Below are 18,222 nucleotides of genomic sequence, written 5' to 3'. Positions count from 1 at the left end.
GACGGCCTGCGCGCGGTGTCGCAGGACCGTGTTCACACGACCGCTGGCACTGGCCCCGCGCGCCTTCCAGAGTGGATCACACTACCGCCGCGACGGGTCCGCACGCCGAATCCGTGACCCGCGCTTGGGTGTTCCGTGGTGGGGAGGGGGTAATGATCTCCCCGGAGGGAACCGTGAGTTTCTGGGAGTATCTGGGCAGCCGGCGGGAGCGGCTCTTCTTCGAGACCTGGCAGCACGCCAGCATGGTCTTCCAGACCGTCCTGGTCGCGCTCGTCCTCGGGGTCCTGATCGGTGTCGCCGTCTACCGGAGCGCGCGGCTGTCGGCGTTCGCGACCAGCGCCGCCGGGGTCTTCTTCACCGTCCCCTCCCTCGCCCTGCTGGGCCTGCTCATCACCCCGCTCGGGCTCGGGGTGGCGCCGAGCGTGGTCGCGCTGACGCTGTACTCGCTGCTGCCGATCGTCCGGAACACGATCGTCGGGCTCGCCGGGGTCGACCGCACGCTCGTGGACGCGGCGCGCGGCATCGGCATGACCCGCGCCGCGATCCTGCTGCGGATCGAGCTGCCGCTCGCCTGGCCGGTGATCCTGACCGGCGCGCGCGTCAGCACCCAGCTCGCCATGGGCATCGGCGCCATCGCCGCCTACGTCAACGGCCCCGGGCTCGGCGAGCAGATCTTCGCCGGCCTCGCCCGGCTCGGCGGCGCGAACGCGATCAACATGACGCTCGCCGGGACGCTCGGCATCGTCCTCCTCGCCCTGCTGTTCGACGGCTGCTTCATGCTGATCGGCCGCCTGACCACCCCGAGAGGCATCCGTGTCTGACGCCGCGTCCGACCCCGCGCCCGGCGGCGCCACCGCGGCCGCCGCCCCTCCGTCCGCTCCCGTCGCCGACAACGCGCGCGGAATCGAGCTGATCAACGTCACCAAGCGCTACCCCGGCCAGCGGACGCCCGCCGTGGACGACGTCACGATGACGATCCCCGGCGGCGAGATCGTCGTGCTGCTCGGCCCGTCCGGCAGCGGCAAGACCACGATGATGCGGCTGATCAACCGGCTGATCGAGCCGACCTCCGGCAAGATCATCGTGGCCGGGCGCGACGCGCACGGCCTGGACCCGACCGAGCTGCGCCGCCATATCGGGTACGTCATCCAGAACGCCGGTCTGTTCCCGCACATGACGGTCGCGACGAACGTCGGGCTCGTCCCGCAGATGCTGAAATGGGACCGCGACCGCATCGCCGCCCGCGTCGACGAGCTGCTCGAACTCGTCGACATGGACCCGGCGACGTTCCGCGACCGCTACCCGAGGGAGCTGTCGGGCGGCCAGCAGCAGCGCGTCGGCGTCGCCCGCGCCCTCGCCGCCGACCCGCCCGCCATGCTGATGGACGAGCCGTTCGGCGCGCTCGACCCGATCACCCGCGAGCACCTCCAGGACTCCCTCCTGCGGCTCCAGGAGGAACTCGGCAAGACGATCGTCTTCGTCACCCACGACATCGACGAGGCCCTCAAGCTCGGCGACCGGATCGCGATCCTCGACAAGGGCTCGCGCGTCGCGCAGTACGCGACGCCGAAGGAGATCCTGCTCAGCCCCGCCGACGCGTACGTCGAGCAGTTCGTCGGCGGCGGCGGGGCGATGCGCCTGCTCCAGGTCGGCCGCGTCGCGGACGTGCCGCTGCAACGGGTCCCCGAGGCCGCGCCGCAGGACGACGCGGCGGACGTCCGGGAGCGGATGGCGGCCGGGGAGACCGGGTTCGCGATCGTGCTGGACGAGCGGCGGCGTCCCGTCCGCTGGATCCACCCGGAGGACCTCGACGGCGTCACCGGCCCGATCGGCACCCGCGGCATGGCGACGGCCACGCCGATCCGCGCCCGCTTCACGCTCCAGCAGGCCCTCGAACGGCTGATCCAGATCGAGCACGAATGGGTTCCGGTCGTCGGCCCGCGCGAGGTCTACCAGGGCACCGTCACGCTCGGCACCCTCCAGAACGCGCTGCGGGAGATGAAGGACCGCGCCCGCGCCCGGCGCCAGGGGACGGCGGACGCGTGAGCGCGCCGTCCGAGCTCCAGACCGCCGCCCGCGCGGACGAACCGGCCGCCGCGCTGCACGCGCCGACCGGCCGGTCCTGGCGGATGTTCCTCGAACCTGTGGTCGTCCTCGTCGTCGGCGCCGCGTGGATGCTGTACGTGGAGACCTCGGACCTCGACAGCATCGAGGAGCGCAGCCTCAAGCCCCGCTACGTGTGGGAGAGGACCTGGGAGCATATCGAGCTGACGCTGGTGTCCACGCTGATCGTGCTGGTGATCGCCGTCCCGCTCGGGATCGTGCTGAGCCGCGCGTGGGCGCGTCCGGCCACGCCGGTCGTGCTCGCCGTCGCCAACATCGGGCAGTCCGCCCCCGCGATCGGCGTCGTCGTGCTGCTCGCGGTGCTGCTCGGCATCGGGTTCTGGACGACGATCGTCGCGCTCGTCGCCTACGGGGTGCTGCCCGCGCTGCGCAACACCATGGTCGGCCTCCAGCAGGTGGACCCCGACCTGACCGACGCGGGCCGGGGCATCGGCATGTCGCCCGCGCGCGTCCTCGGCCGCGTCGAACTGCCGCTCGCCGCTCCCGTCATCCTCGCCGGTATCCGCACCACGCTCGTCCTGATGGTCGGCACGGCCAGCATCGCGTCCTTCATCAGCGGCGGCGGGCTCGGCGACATGATCACCACCGGCGTCACCACCCAGCGGACGCCGGTGCTGCTGACCGGCTGCGTCCTCATCGGCCTGCTCGCCCTGCTGATCGACTGGCTCGGCGGCATGGCGACCCGCCTCCTCGCGCCGAAGGGACTGTGATGCCGTCCCTCGTCTCGCGCCGGACGCTCGCGGCGGTGCTGACCCCGGTGCTGCTCGCCCTCGGCGCGTGCGGGCTGAAGCCCGCCTCGGCGTTCATCCCCGCCGTCGAGCCGGGCTCGATCCGGCCGATCCCCGGCCTGCGGGACGCCAGGATCCGCGTCTCCTCCAAGGAGTTCACCGAGCAGCTCATCCTCGGCAAGATCGCGGTGCTGGCGCTGAAGGCCGCCGGGGCCGACGTCGTCGACCACACGGGCGCGCAGGGCAGCGTCACCTTCCGCAAGTCCATCACCGGCGGCGAGAACGACCTCGGCTGGGAGTACACCGGCACCGCGTGGATCACCTATCTCGGACGCGAGGACCCGCTGATCGACCCGCGCGCGCAGTTCGACGCCGTCCGCGACCTCGACCTGCGCAAGAACAAGATCGCCTGGCTCGCGCCGCCCGCGCCCTACAACAACACCTACGCGCTCGCCGTCAAGGTGGAGGCGCAGCGGAAGTACGGGCTGCGCGACCTCGCCGACATCGCGAAACTCCCCACCGGGCAGCGGACGTTCTGCATCGCGCCGGAATTCCTCGCCCGGAACGACGGTATCCGCGGAATGCTGAAGGCATACGGAATCCCCTATGGCTCGGGCGTCCCCGCGCGGAATTTCCGGGTGATGACCGAGGGCGTCATCTACCAGGGCGTCAGCGACAACCGGTGCGTGCTCGGCGAGGTCACCTCCACCGACGCCCGGATCGAGGCGAACGGCCTGACCGTGCTGACGGACTCGCGGCACTTCTTCCCCAACTACAACCCGGCGATCATGGTCCGGGAACGGGTGCTGCGGGAGCACCCCGAGCTGACCGCGCTGTTCGCCAGGATCAGCCCGAAGCTGACCACGGGCACGATGCGCGACCTGAACAGCAAGGTCGACATGGACGGCGAGGACCCGGCGTTCGTCGCCCGCGACTGGATGCGCGCCCAGGGCCTGGTCAAATAGCCTTCGGGGGCCCCGCAGGAGGGACCACCGGCAGGCCCGCCGGAGCCCCGCCCTCGATCAGCCGCCACAACGCCTCGGTGTCGAGATGCTCCTCGACGAGGTCCCCGAGGACGTCCAGGGTGGACTCCCTCAGCGCCGCGAACGACACATCGGGGGCGGGAGTGAAATCACGCCCCGAGACCTCGGCGACCTCCCTCAGAAACGCGCGGCGGAACCCGTCGTTCTCCCAAGCGCCATGCCAGGTCGTCCCCCATACAACGCCTTCCCGGCACCCATCGAGGAACGGCTCCCCACCATCGCTTTCCGCGACCCCATGGTGGATCTCATAGGCACGGACGTCCTCGCCGTACGCGCGCCCTTCCGGCCGCCCGAGCACCTTCTCCTCGCCGAACACGACCCGCACCGGAAGCAGCCCGAGCCCCTCGACCCGTCCGGCGCCGGACTCCACGGGGTCCTCGATCTCCCGGGAGAGCATCTGGTATCCGCCGCAGATTCCGAGGACGGGCCGTCCGTCCCGGGCCCGGCGCAGCACCTCGTCGGCCATTCCCCTTTCCCGCAGCCACGCCAGATCGCTTACGGTCGCGCGGCTCCCCGGCAGGATCACCAGGTCCGCGTCCGCCAAGTCCCCGGGGCTGGCCGCATAGCGCACCACCACCCCGGGCTCGCACGCCAGCGCGTCCAGGTCGGTGAAATTGGAGATCCTCGGGAAACGCACCACCGCGATCCTCAGCGTCTCCCTGCCGTACGGGGCCCTCGCGTGCGGGCGCGGCGCGTCCAGCGAAAGCGTATCCTCCGAATCCAGGTACAACCCCAGTTTCCAAGGCAGGACACCGAACGTCGGCCGTCCCGTCAACGCCCGCAACTGCTCCAGCCCGGGCTCCAGCAACTCCAGCGCCCCGCGAAACTTGTTAATCACGAACCCCGCGATAAGCGCCTGATCCTTCTCCTCCAGAAGCGCGACGGTCCCGAAAAGCGACGCGAAGACACCGCCCCGATCGATGTCCGCCACCACCACGACGGGGATGTCGGCGGCCCGTGCGAGCCCCATGTTGACGATGTCCCCGGCCCGCAAATTGATCTCCGCCGGGCTGCCCGCCCCCTCGCAAACGACCACGTCGAACTCGTCCCGCAACTCGGCAAGGCTCTCCTGGACGACCCCCCTGAGCCGTTCCTTGTGGGCCCCGTACCCCAGCGCGTCGACCTCCGCCACAGGACGTCCCAGCACGACGACCTGACTGCGCCGATCGCTCCCCGGCTTGAGCAGCACGGGATTCATCACGGCCCTGGCCTGCACCCCCGCCGCCTGCGCCTGCATGTACTGCGCGCGGCCGATCTCCGCGCCGTCCACCGTCACCATCGAGTTCAGCGACATGTTCTGCGCCTTGAACGGCGCGACCCCGACTCCCCGCCGCGCCAGCCAACGGCAGATCCCCGCCGTCACCACGCTCTTTCCCGCGTCGGACGTCGTCCCCGCCACCAGCAGCGCCCCGCTCATTGCAACCCCCACGCGACCAGCGCCGCCATTCCCGCCGCCGCGAGCCCGACCCTTCTCGACAACCGCACCGCCCGCCGCACGTCCCGCACCTCGGGAGCACGCCCGTCCCCCATTTCAGGACGACGCTCGACCTCTCCCCCATACGAATTGGCGCCCCCGAGCCGCACCCCGAGCGCCCCGGCGAACGCCGCCTCGCACCGTCCCGCATTGGGACTCGGATGGTTCCCTCCGTCCCTCCGCAGGACCCGCCACGCCTCCGCGCTCCCCGAGTACACCACGGTCAGCACCCCCGTCACCCTCGCCGGAATCCAGTTGGCCGCATCGTCGAGCCTCGCCGCCGCCCACCCGAACCGCTCGTAACGCGGGTTCCGATAACCCACCATCGCGTCAAGCGTATTGATGGCCCGATAAACCACAAGCCCAGGAACCCCGGCAACGGCTCCCCAGAACAACGGCGCGATGGCCGCATCGGACGTATTCTCCGCCACAGACTCAACAGTCGCCCGCGCCAACTCCGCGCTCTCCAACCCCTTGGGATCCCGCGCACACAAATGCGACAACCGCGCCCGAGCAGCCTCCACATCACCCCGCTCCAACGCCGAGGCCATGAAAAGCCCTTCACGCCCCAAAGACGTCCCACCCAGAACAGCCCAGGTAACAACCCCGGTCACAACAACACGCGAAACCTCCCCCTTCCCCACCCGCCCCAAAACAACCCCAGCACCAAAAGCCCCACCAACCACAACCCCAACGAAAACAACACCCCGCCCACGCGAATCCTTGTAAACCTTCCGCTCCACCCAAGAGGCGACGCGGCCGAATCCGGCCACCGGATGCCCCCGCCTCGGATCACCCAACAAAAGGTCCAACCCGACCCCGAGGAGCAATCCCTCAGGAGAGACGCGCGTCAAGTTCATCCCAGTGCCGCTCCAACCAGTCCTGGGCCCGCCTGATCCGCGGCCCCGCCCCACCCTGCCAGATCCGGGCCCACCCGCCCCCGCGCCGGGCCTTCGACTCCATCGCCCGGTACGACCGCTCGAACCTCACCCGGGCCGCCGGAAGCACCTGCCTCCGCTCCTCCCGATCCAGCCCGTACGCGTCACAGAACACCCGGAGCCGCCGCCCCACGTCCACCCGGTAGAGCAACGCGTCCCGATCCGCCGGATCCGCGATCGGCCCCCAGTGCCGCAACGCCGTCACCACGTCGTACAACCGAGTCGTGGGCCGCGCCAGATCGAAGTCGATCAGCGCGACCGGCACCCCGTCCCGGAAGACGACGTTCTCCGGCGTCACGTCGCAGTGCCCGATGATCTCCGGCTCCCCGTCCAGGTTGGACGCCTCCGACTCCCACGGCGCCCCGTCCGGCGCGACATAGCCCGCGACGGCCTCGTGATATCCCCGCAGCAGCCGCGCCACCCCCTCCAGCGCCCCCTCCGTCACCACATGCGGAGCCAGCGGCCGCAACGCCGCCTCCCCCGGCACCCAACTGAGGATCTCCCGCCCCCGCTCGTCCACCCCGAGCACCCGCGGCGCCTCGAACCCCACCAGCTCCAAGTGCCGCAGCAACCCGTGCACCGCCGGACTGTGCGCCCGCAACGGCCTGCGCACCGTGTCCCCGACCCGCACCACGCCCTCCGTCACGTCCCCGCCGGAGAGCGGCATCTCCCTGTCCACCGCCACAGCACCCCAAGATATGACCCCCCGGCCACCACCAACGCCCGTAACGACCGTTTTAGAGGTGGAGCCCAGCCACCACCCCCCTTACACTGTCACCCGGCGCCCTCCCGGGCCGCCGAGCGCCCGTAGCTCAGCTGGATAGAGCATCGGTCTTCTAAACCGACGGTCGCGGGTTCGAATCCTGCCGGGCGCGCCACCCCCACCACCCCGATCACCACCCCCACCTGCCCAAACACCCCGCGATCCACCCCTCACCGTGTGCCACGGCAGGCCAGCGCCCGCCACCGAACGCCACCGCCCACGGAATATCCGCGGAATGATCAAGGGCACCCCCGCCCCAGGCGCACCGGATGACCGCGGCGCCGCGCGGCCACGTCCAGATCCCGCGCTCCCTGATCTACTCCCCCGCCCACAGCGCCCTGGCCGTGTGGACGTGGGCGATGTACGAAACCCTCATGCCCCACGCCCTAAACGGCACCCGCGCCCCCCGCCATAGCCCGCCGACAACGTCGGGCCCGGACTCAACGTCGGTCCGCTCCGCCGACCCCTGGACGATGTCGCGCCTCCGGGAGGCCGAGCGCAAGTCGCGGCCCCGTTTCCAACGCATTCCAAAAGTGGCCGGCGACGCCCCGTGGGGCGGTCACGCATCCGTGACCGCCACGGAAGATGACAGCCGGCTGAGAACACAGGCCACGGGGGCGAGAAGCAGAGCAGGAGCACCATCGAGGGCGACGGCTCGCAGGACGTGCCGGGGCCTACTCGGGCCACGGGAGATACGTGCTCATTCAGCGCACCTCATTCTACCCAAGAACACCAATTTCTGATCTCGTGTTTATGGCGGTCGCCTAGGAGAACACCGTCCGAGCAAGGGCCTCGACTGCGGACGGAAGGCGGTAGGCAAACAGGACGGACGTGCGATAAATGCGCTGCACGGTTGCTTGCGGCAGCGTCATACGGCGAGTTCGCCGAGCGGCTCGCCATCGTTTTCTTGGGAATTTTTGGAAAGGGAAGTGCTAATGGTCTCGGATCGTGTGCTCGTCGCCGGGGGCGGGCCGGCGGGCTCAACCGCCGCCGCGCTTCTGGCGAAAGCGGGCAAAAAAAGTCACGCTGCTCGAAAGGACCGGGTTCCCGCGCTACCACATCGGCGAGTCCCTCCTCCCCACCGTCGTGCCGATTCTGGAGCTCAGCGGCGCCAAGAGAGCGGTCGACTCCCATGGCTTCACCAAGAAGTGGGGGGCGATCTTCCGCTGGGGCGGTGTCGACACCGTGGTGGACTGGAAGGAGATGTACGGGGAGGACCACCACGCATGGCAGGTGGACCGCTCCTCCTTCGACGCGATACTTCTGAACAACGCCGAAGAGCAGGGCGTCAACGTCCTCGAAGGGGCGCGCGTCGAGCGCATCGACCTTTCCGAGGCGCATCCGTGGGTGCGGTGGACGGACCCGGAGGGAGTCGCCAACGAGGCCCAGTACTCCTATCTCGTCGACGCCTCAGGCCGCGCGGGCCTGATCTCCGCCCAGTACCACCACGACCGGAAGAGCAACGAGGCGTTCGAGAACGTCGCCATATGGAGCTACTGGGACAGGGCGAGGCCCCTGCCGGGGACACCGGCGGGCGGTATCAACTCGATCTCGACCGAGGACGGATGGTTCTGGGTCATTCCGCTGGCGAACGGCCAATGGAGCGTCGGCTACGTCACCCATCGGGACGTCTTCCGCGAACAGCGCCGCCGCCACGCCACCGACGACGAGCTCCTTGAGCACCTGATCGACGCGGTCCCCGCCGTCCGCGAACTGCTGGCCGGGGGTTCGCGCTGCGCCAGGACGCGCATCGAACAGGACTACTCGTACATGGCCGGCCGGTTCTGCGGACCGGGCTACTACCTGATCGGCGATGCCGCCTGCTTCCTCGATCCGCTCCTTTCGACCGGGGTCCACCTCGCCCTGTTCTCGGCCATGCTGGCCAGTGCGTGCATCGTGTCGACCCTGGACGGCACGGTCACCGACGAGGAGGCCCGCAAGTTCTACGAGTACGGTCTGCGGGGCACGTACGTGCGCCTGTTCACCCTCGTCGCCAACATGTACGAGCGCCGCGCCGATCCCCAGTACTACCTGCGCACCGCACGACGGCTGAACCGAGGCTCCGCCTCCTCCGCGGAGGACGAGCCTTCGGTACGGGACTTCGTCGATCTGTCCGCGGGGCTCGCGGACCTGCGAGACCTGACCGGCGACGACCGGTGGACACGTGCCGTCGTGGACCGGTTCGCGGCGCAGGCGCGCGAGGAGCAGGTCAACTCGCCCCACCAGCCCGGCACCACCCCCGGCGGCCTGAACTTCTATCCCGTCCACTCCGTGCCGTTCGACTTGGCCGCGCCCACCGACACCGGCGAGGTGTTGCAGCTTGTGGTCGACCCCGCCCTGGGCCTCCGCCGGCGGCCTGACGGCCGGCACTGATCCATCGAACCACTGCCGCGGGTGGACGAGATACGCAACGGGAGAGGCGCGACTGAGATGGACACGGTCGGTACGGGCGAGCACGTACGGCTGACGGTCCCGCCGTCATCGTTCGACAGCCCGGCCACGCGCATGCTGCTGTCGAGTGACGGTTCGACCACCCGGCTTCTGAAGGCGCTCCTGCCCGGCCAGGACGCCGACGCCGTCCGGATACGTGTGCTGAACCAGCGGGTCGGCCAGGCCAGGGACTTGGAGCGGGCGGTGCGCGCGGCCCTGGCGACCACGCACGAGGGTCTGGTGATCGAGCGGAGCTCGGCGCTGGTCGACGCGCACCTGAGACTCGTGTCGCTGAACCGCGTCGTCATGCGGAACGACGTCGAACATCTGGCGAGCGTCATGCTCACCGGCGTCGCCGACGGCATCGGCGCGGCGATGGAGCAGACCGCCTTCGAGCACTACCGCCAGATCGTGGAGACGGGCTTGGATCGCTGGCCACCCGACGGCGCACCGGCGGCGTGCAAGGTCTACGTGGTGATGCGGGCGGGAGAGCCGCTGATGTACCTGAAGGAGCTGTTCAACCCCTCGCTGGTCTCCCCCGCGAGCCGGGATGTTCCGGCGTCGGAGAGGTTCGGTCCGTACCACCCCGAGCCAGCTCCCCCGTCCGCGGCCGGTGCCGCAGTGCGGGCGACCGGGTCCGTGTCGCAGCAGCCGAGTTGGGACCGCCGCCAGGCGGCGGCCGTGCGCGAGGAACTGGCGAGGCTGCCGGGGGTGGTCTGCCCGGCCGAGACCAGGGAACTGGCCCGGGAACTGGCCCGGGTCGCGGCACGCGAGGCCCTCTTGCTCCAGGTGGGCGACTGCGCGGAGACCTTCGACGAGCTGACGGCGCACCAGACCAGGGCCCGCCACTCGCATCTGCACCTGCTGGCCGCGGTGCTCGCCTACGGGACGGGGCTTCCGATCACCGCGGTCGGCCGGATGGCCGGCCAGTACGCCAAGCCGCGCAGCGAACAGACGGAAACGGTCGAGGGGCGGTCACTGCCCACCTACCGCGGAGACGCCGTCAACCGGCAGGAGCCGACCCCGGCCGATCGCCGCCCCGACCCGAACCGCCTCATCGCGGCCTACCTGCACGCCGGCGCGACCATGAACGCCCTGCGTGCCGCAGACCGGCAGGGCATCGACCGGGTATGGATTCGGGAGGCCCTCGCCCCGCTTGAGGAGTTCGCGGGCTCCGACGGCGGCCCGGACTGGCTCAGGCTGGTGACCGACGCCTCGCACGTCCTGCTCTTCGTGGAGGAGGCGCCCGTCTGGAAGACGACCTACACCTCCCACGAGGCCCTGCTCTTCGACTACGAGGAGCCCCTCATCCGGATCGATGAGGAGACCGCCACCCGCTACGAGCTGTCCGGGCACATGCTCTGGGTCGGTGAACGCACCCGGAAGCCGGGCAGCGCCCATCTGGACCTCGCGGCATCGGTGGCCAACCCCGTCGGAGTGAAGATCGGCCCCAACGCGACCGGCGACGAGGTGCTGGCGATCTGCCGCACCGTCAACCCTCGCAGGATTCCCGGCAGGCTCACGCTCGTGACCAGGATGGGGGCGTCGACCCTTCGCCGGCGGCTTCCCGTCCTGGCGGACGCGGTCCGCGCCGAGGAGCACGAAGTGATCTGGTGCTGCGACCCCATGCACGCCAACACGACGAAACTGCCCTCGGGTCACAAAACGCGCGGTCTGCACGCCGTGCTCGACGAGGTCACCGCCTTCTTCGAGACGTGCCGTTCGTCCGGCCTGTGGCCGGGCGGGCTGCATCTGGAGACCGCCACCGGTTCGGTGACCGAGTGCACCGGCGGGATCGTCGGCGTAACGCCCGCGGAGGTTCCGCGCCGATACGGAACCGCCTGCGATCCTCGGCTCAACCCCCTCCAGGCGCTGGAGACCGTAGGGCGCGCGGCCTGGGAGTGGGAGGCGTCGCGGTGACGGACCCCGCCTGGCCGGACACGCTGGTCACCGCTGCGCCGAAGGACGGCCCGGGCCTGCCGGCGGACCGTCCCCGCCAACCGGCTTCGGCTTCCTCGGCACCGCTCCAGGTCGGGCGGGCGTGGGAGACGTCCACCTCACCGCTGTACCGCGATTCGGTCCAGCCGGGCGCGGCGGGGACCGGCCCGTCGCCGAGGTCATGACCACGCCGGCCGGGCGCAGGTCCGAATCGGCCGGAGCCCGGCGCCCCCCAGGACGGTCTTCGACGAACCCACGGGCTCGAAAGGTGCACGCCCATGCTCGAGCCGGCCGCGTTCCTCGCGGCGTTCGCCACCCTGATCGCGTTGGCCAACCTTTTCGGCGCTTTGGCCGCGCGGGTCGGGCAGCCCCGGGTCATCGGAGAGATCCTCTGCGGCGCGCTGCTCACCGGGCTGGCGGCCTGCCTTCCCCACAGACCGCCGGACGAGCTCGCTCCCCTGATCGACGCCACCGCCCAACTCGGACTCGTGATCTTTCTCTACGGCGTCGGCTCCGAGCTGGCCCGCTCCCGCGCAACCGAGCGAGCGTCCTCCGTCGTCAAACACGTGGCGGGGGCCACGGTGCCGCCGTTCGGACTGGGAGCGCTGCTGGCCGTAGGGCTGGCACCGCGTCACGCGCCAGGGAGCACCGCTTCGTTCGTCCTGTTCATCGCGGGCGCCATGTCCGTCACGGCGCTGCCCGTCCTGGCCCGCATACTGGACGACCGGTCGATGACCTCCTCACCCGCGGGGACACGAGCGCTGCAAGCGGCCACGTTCACCGACGCCATCGCCTGGACGATGCTCGCGGTCATCGCCGCGACCACCACGACGGGCGGTCACGGCGGCTCCCCCTGGCGGCTGGTGCTGGGGGCGCCCTACCTGGTGATCATGTTCGCGGTGGTGCGGCCCCTGTACCGCCTCCATCTGCGTCGCGGAGCACGGCAGTACACGGCGGTCGCGATCGTCTGCGCGTCCTCGGCCGCCACCGAGTGGACGGGATGGCACTTCGCGCTCGGGGCGCTCATCGCCGGCCTCGTCCTCGCTCCCCCTTCCACCGCCGACCCCGGCCGGCGGGAGCAGGCTCCCCTCCGGCTGCTGCGGCCGGTCGGCGCGCTGCTGATGCCCCTGTACTTCGTGCGGGCCGGACAGCAGATCGACCTGTCGGACGTCGATGTGCGGCTGGCCGGCGAAACCGTCGCCGTCGTCATCGCGGCCGTGGCCGGCAAGATGGGCGGTTGCTATCTCGGCGCCCGGTGGAGCGGTCAGTGCCCCAGAGCGGCGATGACCTTCGCCGCGCTGATGAACACCCGCGGCCTCACCGAGATAGTCTTCCTCACCATCGGCCTCAGGCTCGGCGCGATCGACACGGGCATCTACGCGGCGATGATCGTCATGGCCATGGTCACCACCGCGATGACCGGTGTGCTCCTCAACAGGCTGCCGCCCGGCGCCCCGGACGCACATCTTCCGGTTCCATCCGACCACCACCCGCAGGAAAATCACGGCACTAATCCAGAACCTGGGAATTTCCAGGCTTAGAGTGCACCTCATGCGACCTGGCCGCAGCCCCTGCGCCGGCCCGCCCAAGAAGGGCGGACGCCCGCCTGTGGCGCGACGGGCAATAGTGATGCGCCGAATGTCAGGACACCCTGTGACCACTCGAAGCGCACGTCGACCGGCGCGAGAGAAATCGTTAGACTTGGGGCGGTTCGTCCCCTCGGCAGCGGTATTGATCGGGTTCTTGAATCCCGTGGCATGATCTCGGCACAACTGTCGCGTTCCCATGGAGAACGAACGCGCCAGTCACACGGACGGGTCCTGCGTCGCGGAACCGGTCCTGGACGAAGAGAACTCCGCCGCCGGCCGTCGCGGCGAGCACCCCGTCAGCATGATGGAGAAGTGGATACTCTCGCCGGGATAGTTTCGCTTTGACCCGTCATCAGTGCCTCGTCAGAGGAGGCGAGAATGGCCAGCAGTGCGCGCGCCTCGGACGTCCAGGTCGACTTTCCGTTCGATTACGCCGATTATGTGCGCGATGACCGCCGCATCGGGCGAGCCGCGCCCGGGACCGAGGGCACCTCGATCGCCGTCGTCGGCACCGGCGGCGCCGGTCTGACGGCCGCCTACGAGCTTCTGCGCGTCGGCTACCGGCCCGTACTGTACGAGGCCGAGGCCGACGCGGCTGGCCCGGGCGGGCGGCGCCTGGGCGGGCGCATGTACTCCCGGCGGCTCGGTCCGCACGACAGCGCCGTCGTCGAGCTGGGATGCATGCGCTTTCCGGACACCGCCCGGTTGCTGCGGCACTACGTCGGCCGGTTCGGGCTGCACACGCAGCCGTTCCGCGAGGCATATGACCCCGAGACCACGCCCCGTACGGTGCTCGACGTCGGCGGCGTCCGTCACGACGTACGCGAGATCACCGACCTGTACCAGCGCGACGAGCGGTTCCGCGAGGCCCACACCCGGTGGCTGGAGGCGCTGCGCCGGATCGGTCTCGACGAGCTGCGGGAGCGGGTTCAGGCCCGTGACCTGGCGGGTCTGCGAGCGCTGTGGACCGAGCTCGTGACCCGCTTCGACCACTGGAGCTTCCTGCGCTTCCTGCGAGATCCCGCCGGCGTCGGGCTGACCCAGGACCAGGCCGGATTGCTGGGCACGGCGGGGATCGCCACGGCGGCGTGGGACTCCTTCTTCGACCTGTCGTTCGTCGAGATCCTCCGGCTGCTGCTCTGTAGCGAACCGGCCCGGGTATGGCACCTGCGCGAGGGCAGCAGCGCGCTCGCGGAGGCGTTCTGGTCGCGGCCGGTCAGCACCGCCTCCGGTGAGACCGCAAGCCTCGCCGACGTCAACGACGGCGCTCCGCGGCCGGCGGTGACCGCCCTGGAGGTGGGCGCCGACCGGACGGCCGGCGTCGTGGTGCACAGCGAGGACGGCCGGGCGGAACGGTTCCCGGCGGTGATCTTCACGCCGCAGTTGCACGTGCTGGAGACCTCGGTGGACGTGCGTCCCGCCCCGGGCACCGGCACGCCGCCGCTCGGGCCCCGGATGCTGCGGGCCATCCGGCGGGTCAGCTACTGGGAATCCGCCAAGACCGCGCTGGTGGCCTCCGAGCCGTTCTGGGAGTCGACCAGCCTGGACGGGGTGACGCTGACCGATCGGCTGCCGCGGGCGGCCTACACCCTGGACTACGGCCCCCCGGCGGGCGCCGGCGGGGATCGCGCCGTCCTGCTCCTCAGCTTCACCTGGGCGCAGGACGCGATGAAGGTCTCCTCGTCCACCCTGGAGGAGAGGACCGCGCTGTTCGCGAGGGAGCTCGGAAAGATCCACCCCGAGGTGGCCGGAGAGCTGCTGCGCCAGGTCGGCACCGGGAAGGCGTGCACGATCTCCTGGGAGCGGCAGCGCAACTTCCGCGGCATGTGCCGGTTCTCCCGTCCCGGCGAGTACGGCTACCAGTGGGATCTGTTCTCCCACTTCATGAAGGACTTCGCCGGGGCCGCGGCCGTGCCGGGCGAGCCGCCGAACCCCCTGTTCCTGGCCGGAGACGACACCGCGTGGTCGTCAGGCTGGCTCGACCACGCGATGGCCTCGGGCCTCAACGCCGCCTGGGGCGTGCTGCGGTACCTGGGCGGATCGACATTCCCCGACAACCCGGGCCCGGGGGATGTGTGGTCCGACCCGGACTTCCGGCCGCCCACCACCGAGGAGACCGCCACCGCCGAGCACCGATCCCCCCACCGCTCGACCGCCAGACCCAGCGCGCCCCCGGCGCACCAGGTCATCGCCGCCGGCCTGACCTGGGACGGCGATGAGCGGAACCCCGTGCCCGGCGTGCGAGTCGTGGTCCATGACGACCGAGTCGTCGCCGTCGGACGCGACGTCGACGTCCCGCTGGACGCCCACGTCGTCGAACTGCCCGGCCACACCCTGCTGCCGGGACTGATCGACTGCCACGTGCACGTCTTGCGGGACGACCGGAAACTGAGCTCCGCCGCGGCACAGAACCTGCGGGCGCTGACCGTGTTGCGGACGCTGCTGGAGCACGGCTTCACCACCGTGCGCGATCTGGGCGGGACCGACCTGGCCAACGCGATCGAACTACGGAGCGCCCAGGCGGAGGGCCTCATCGACGGCCCGCGGCTGATCACCGCACCGCACATCATCTCCGCCCGCGGAGGGCACGGCGACAAGGACGTCGGTCTGGCGGTGCAACTGGACGCCGAACTGGGCACGGTCGCCGACGGGAGCGCGGAGATCCTGCGGTGTGTGCGCGCCCAGTTCCGGGCCGGCGCGGACTGGATCAAGTTCGCCGCCAGCGGTGGATTCGGCTCGCGCGTCGACAGCCCGACGGCGGTCACCTACACCGGGTCGGAGATGGCCACGCTGGTCTCCGCCGCGGAGGATCTTGGCCTGGGCACCGCCGTGCACGCCGTCAACGACACGGCGGTGATCCGCGCGGTCAGAGCCCGGGTGCGGTCGGTCGAGCACGCCAGCCTGTGCGGCCCCGAGACGCTGGAGTCGATGGTCCAGCACGACGTCTACCTTGTGCCGACCCTGTACGCGGTGTTCCGCCACCTCGACCGCCTCGACGACGAGGAGTTCTGGTCCGATCTCCCGCAGCACATGCGGGCGAAGTTCCGCAGGCACGACGCCCGGATCCGGCGGTTCGCCGGGCTGCTGACGGACTCACCGGTACGGCTGGCGTTCGGCACCGACGCCAGCGTGGTGCCCTACGCCGACACCTGGCACGAGTTCCCGACGATGACCCGCGTCGGCATCAGCCCGCTGCGTGCGCTGCGGGCCGCCACCAGTACCGCGGCCGACCTGCTGCGCCGTCCCGACCTGGGCAGGATCCGTCCCGGTGCCGTCGCCGACCTCGTCGCGGTGCGCGGGAACCCGTTCACCGACATGACGGCCATGGGCGAGGTCGCCTTCGTCATGCAGACCGGCCGAACAGTGCTGCGCCCGGACGGCTGACGACCCGGAGGCAGACCGCGGACGGCCCGCCGCCGAGGGCAGCGCCGCTCCGGGTTGGGGGCCTGGGCGGCGCCTGCCGGGGCGACGACGGCTCCGATGAAGGCGGTCTGGAAGCCGTTGGTCAGGCAGGGCGGGTCGCCGGGTCCGTCCGCGCCCTGCGAGGTGGCGATGACGGCCATCGCAGCCGTACGCGTGAGGCTCCGGACGTCCCGAAGCCTGACCGCGCGGTCAGGGGCGCGGGATCGCGACGGCGGTGTAGGAGATGTGAGGGGTCGGGCCGGTCGCGAAGAACTGCATGTTGGGGAGGTACAGGCGGGAGCCGAAGGCCGCCACGGTCGTCGGTAGGTTCAGCCGGGCATGTGTCACCCGCCGTATGAGGCGGCCGTCGGTTCCTGCGGGGTTCAGCCGCAGGACGGCCACGGTGTTGAAGCGGTTCTGCACCGCGAACAGCGTCCGGCCGCGTAGGAGCAGGCCATCGCCTTCCGGTAGCGACTCGCCGTGCAGGTTCACGCGACGGGTCGTGCCGGTCGCCGGGTCGACGCGGAACAAGCCGCCGGTGTTCGACTGGACGACGATCAGGCCCCGGCCGTCCGGTGTCGGGGTGATGCCGTTGGCGTTGAAGGCGGCGCTGTCCGAGCCGCCGTGGTAGACGAGGTCACCGGTGAGGGGGATCCGGACGGCGGCGGAGGGCAACCGTCCACCGCGCAGCGGCAGTTTGTAGAGCACCGGGTTGGTGGAGTCGGTGAACCACGCGGCGCCCTGGGTGAGGATGACGTCGTTGACGAAGGCGGGGCCGGTAGCCAGGCGGTAGGAGGCCAGGACCCTGCCGGTGCGGGTGTCGAGGACGCGGGCGTCGCCGCCCGTGCCGCCCGCCACGAAGAGCCGTCCGCGCTGGTCGGTCTTCAGGCCGAGGGCTGGGGTGCCGGGCCCGCGGCTGAGGATCACGCCACCTCCCGTACGCAGGTCGGCGCGGTAGACGGAGCCGTCGGCCATCGAGCCGATGTAGGCGAAGGGGCCCGGTCCGGTCGCGATGCCTTCGGGCTGGAAACCGTTGGGCAGCCGGATCGTGGTCGGGTACACCGCCGCGCCGGGACGGTGATCGGGGTGGGCGACGGACGCCCGCGCGGGGGCGCTCATCGCGGCGGCCAGTCCGAGCACCAGCGCGGCGGAGAGTGCGGGACGGTACATGGGGAACCTTTCAACGTTGAAATGTTCAGCGCTGAGGAGCGTGGGACGGGTGCTAATTTGATGTCAAACAGTTCAGCGTTGAAAGGTGCGGCCGTGGCGCGTGACGCCGTCGACCTGGTGTTGGAGCAGTGGGCCCGTGCCCGCCCCGACCTCGACCCGTCCCCGATGAGCGTGCTCGGACGTCTCTCCCGGGTGACACGGCTCGCCGAGCGCGAACTCAAGGCGCTATTCAGCGAGTTCGGTCTCGAACGGGGCGAGTTCGACGTCCTCGCCACCCTCCGGCGCAGCGGCTCCCCCGAGGGGCTGACGGCGGGCATGCTGGCCCGCTCGTCGATGGTGACCTCGGGTGCGGTTACCAACCGGCTCGACCGCCTCGTCGCCAAGGGTTACGTCACGCGCGACCTCGATCCCGCCAACCGGCGCACCGTCATCGTCGCCCTCACCCCCGCCGGCCGCGACCTCATCGACCGCGCCGTCGCCGCCCACCTCGACAATGAGCGCCGCATCCTCGCCGCGCTCGACCCGCGCCAGCGGGACGACCTCGCCGCGATTCTGCGCACACTGTTGCTCAGCCTCGGCGACGAGGCGGACGACCCCCGCGCGCCAGGCGACCCCTGACCGGA

Annotated in this window: 13 protein-coding genes and 1 tRNA gene; 10 read left to right on the top strand and 4 right to left on the bottom strand. The window is 70.7% G+C overall.

What is annotated here, in order from left to right:
* Nucleotides 1–173 precede the first annotated feature (173 nt).
* The 4 genes from K2F47_RS18570 to K2F47_RS18555 are packed head-to-tail and all read left to right on the top strand — an operon-like array spanning nt 174 to nt 3,817.
* Nucleotides 174–821: an ABC transporter permease gene (locus K2F47_RS18570; protein WP_242905248.1), complete on the top strand. Its 648-nt coding sequence runs from the start codon at nt 174–176 to the stop codon at nt 819–821.
* On the top strand, nt 814–2,046 hold the full coding sequence (locus K2F47_RS18565; protein WP_242905241.1) for a betaine/proline/choline family ABC transporter ATP-binding protein: 1,233 nt from the start codon (nt 814–816) through the stop codon (nt 2,044–2,046). The genes K2F47_RS18570 and K2F47_RS18565 overlap by 8 nt, the downstream gene beginning before the upstream one ends.
* On the top strand, nt 2,043–2,834 hold the full coding sequence (locus tag K2F47_RS18560) for an ABC transporter permease (RefSeq protein ID WP_242905239.1): 792 nt from the start codon (nt 2,043–2,045) through the stop codon (nt 2,832–2,834). Before K2F47_RS18565 ends, K2F47_RS18560 begins: the two co-directional genes overlap by 4 nt.
* On the top strand, nt 2,834–3,817 hold the full coding sequence (locus K2F47_RS18555; protein ID WP_242905238.1) for a glycine betaine ABC transporter substrate-binding protein: 984 nt from the start codon (nt 2,834–2,836) through the stop codon (nt 3,815–3,817). The genes K2F47_RS18560 and K2F47_RS18555 overlap by 1 nt, the downstream gene beginning before the upstream one ends.
* Here K2F47_RS18555 and K2F47_RS18550 read toward each other — a convergent pair.
* Genes K2F47_RS18550 through K2F47_RS18540 form a run of 3 tightly spaced genes read right to left on the bottom strand, consistent with a single transcriptional unit; the run spans nt 3,810 to nt 6,992 of the window.
* The gene (locus tag K2F47_RS18550) at nt 3,810–5,312 is read right to left on the bottom strand and encodes a cobyric acid synthase (protein ID WP_242905237.1); all 1,503 of its coding nucleotides are present in this window, start codon (nt 5,310–5,312) and stop codon (nt 3,810–3,812) included. The genes K2F47_RS18555 and K2F47_RS18550 overlap by 8 nt on opposite strands.
* A complete protein-coding gene (locus K2F47_RS18545; protein ID WP_242905235.1) occupies nt 5,309–6,229 on the bottom strand; it encodes a cobalamin biosynthesis protein in 921 nt (306 codons plus the stop codon). Before K2F47_RS18545 ends, K2F47_RS18550 begins: the two co-directional genes overlap by 4 nt.
* Nucleotides 6,204–6,992, bottom strand: coding sequence for a phosphotransferase (locus tag K2F47_RS18540; RefSeq protein WP_242905233.1), 789 nt, complete (start codon nt 6,990–6,992; stop codon nt 6,204–6,206). Before K2F47_RS18540 ends, K2F47_RS18545 begins: the two co-directional genes overlap by 26 nt.
* Nucleotides 6,993–7,108: 116 nt before the next feature.
* Between K2F47_RS18540 and K2F47_RS18535 the strand changes: the two genes are divergently transcribed.
* The 5 genes from K2F47_RS18535 (at nt 7,109) to K2F47_RS18515 (ending at nt 16,411) form a co-directional block, all read left to right on the top strand.
* Nucleotides 7,109–7,185: transfer RNA gene (locus tag K2F47_RS18535), tRNA-Arg, on the top strand.
* Between the two features lie 971 nt (nt 7,186–8,156).
* Nucleotides 8,157–9,443 (top strand): tryptophan 7-halogenase, encoded by a 1,287-nt coding sequence (locus K2F47_RS18530; RefSeq protein ID WP_242905231.1) that lies wholly within the window; start codon nt 8,157–8,159, stop codon nt 9,441–9,443.
* 57 nt (nt 9,444–9,500) lie between these two features.
* Nucleotides 9,501–11,420: a 3-deoxy-7-phosphoheptulonate synthase gene (locus K2F47_RS18525; protein ID WP_242905229.1), complete on the top strand. Its 1,920-nt coding sequence runs from the start codon at nt 9,501–9,503 to the stop codon at nt 11,418–11,420.
* Nucleotides 11,421–11,716: 296 nt separating this feature from the next.
* A complete protein-coding gene (locus K2F47_RS18520; RefSeq protein ID WP_242905227.1) occupies nt 11,717–12,979 on the top strand; it encodes a cation:proton antiporter in 1,263 nt (420 codons plus the stop codon).
* 426 nt (nt 12,980–13,405) lie between these two features.
* Nucleotides 13,406–16,411 (top strand): FAD-dependent oxidoreductase, encoded by a 3,006-nt coding sequence (locus K2F47_RS18515; RefSeq protein WP_242905225.1) that lies wholly within the window; start codon nt 13,406–13,408, stop codon nt 16,409–16,411.
* Nucleotides 16,412–16,639: 228 nt separating this feature from the next.
* Here the strand turns inward: K2F47_RS18515 and K2F47_RS18510 are convergent, their stop codons facing one another.
* Nucleotides 16,640–17,599 carry an NHL repeat-containing protein gene (locus tag K2F47_RS18510; RefSeq protein WP_242905212.1) on the bottom strand — a complete coding sequence of 320 codons (960 nt, stop codon included), beginning with the start codon at nt 17,597–17,599 and terminating at the stop codon, nt 16,640–16,642.
* A 93-nt stretch (nt 17,600–17,692) separates the two neighbouring features.
* On the opposite strand from K2F47_RS18510, the gene K2F47_RS18505 reads away from it, so the two are divergent.
* Entirely contained in the window at nt 17,693–18,217 is a 525-nt protein-coding gene (locus K2F47_RS18505) for a MarR family winged helix-turn-helix transcriptional regulator (protein WP_242905210.1), read from the top strand.
* The last annotated feature ends 5 nt before the right edge of the window (nt 18,218–18,222 follow it).

This window comes from Actinomadura terrae (genome assembly GCF_022751215.1).
In the GTDB taxonomy this organism is placed as follows: Bacteria; Actinomycetota; Actinomycetes; order Streptosporangiales; family Streptosporangiaceae; genus Spirillospora; species Spirillospora terrae.
The sequence above is the reverse complement of the archived record's forward strand: the minus strand, read 5'-3'. Positions and strand labels throughout refer to the sequence as shown.

Coding starts and splice junctions, on each gene's coding strand:
- K2F47_RS18510 (WP_242905212.1), bottom strand. CDS start 17,599: ATGTACCGTCCCGCACTCTCCGCCGCGCTGGTGCTCGGACTGGCCGCC.
- K2F47_RS18515 (WP_242905225.1), top strand. CDS start 13,406: ATGGCCAGCAGTGCGCGCGCCTCGGACGTCCAGGTCGACTTTCCGTTC.
- K2F47_RS18550 (WP_242905237.1), bottom strand. CDS start 5,312: ATGAGCGGGGCGCTGCTGGTGGCGGGGACGACGTCCGACGCGGGAAAG.
- K2F47_RS18525 (WP_242905229.1), top strand. CDS start 9,501: ATGGACACGGTCGGTACGGGCGAGCACGTACGGCTGACGGTCCCGCCG.
- K2F47_RS18545 (WP_242905235.1), bottom strand. CDS start 6,229: ATGAACTTGACGCGCGTCTCTCCTGAGGGATTGCTCCTCGGGGTCGGG.
- K2F47_RS18520 (WP_242905227.1), top strand. CDS start 11,717: ATGCTCGAGCCGGCCGCGTTCCTCGCGGCGTTCGCCACCCTGATCGCG.
- K2F47_RS18555 (WP_242905238.1), top strand. CDS start 2,834: ATGCCGTCCCTCGTCTCGCGCCGGACGCTCGCGGCGGTGCTGACCCCG.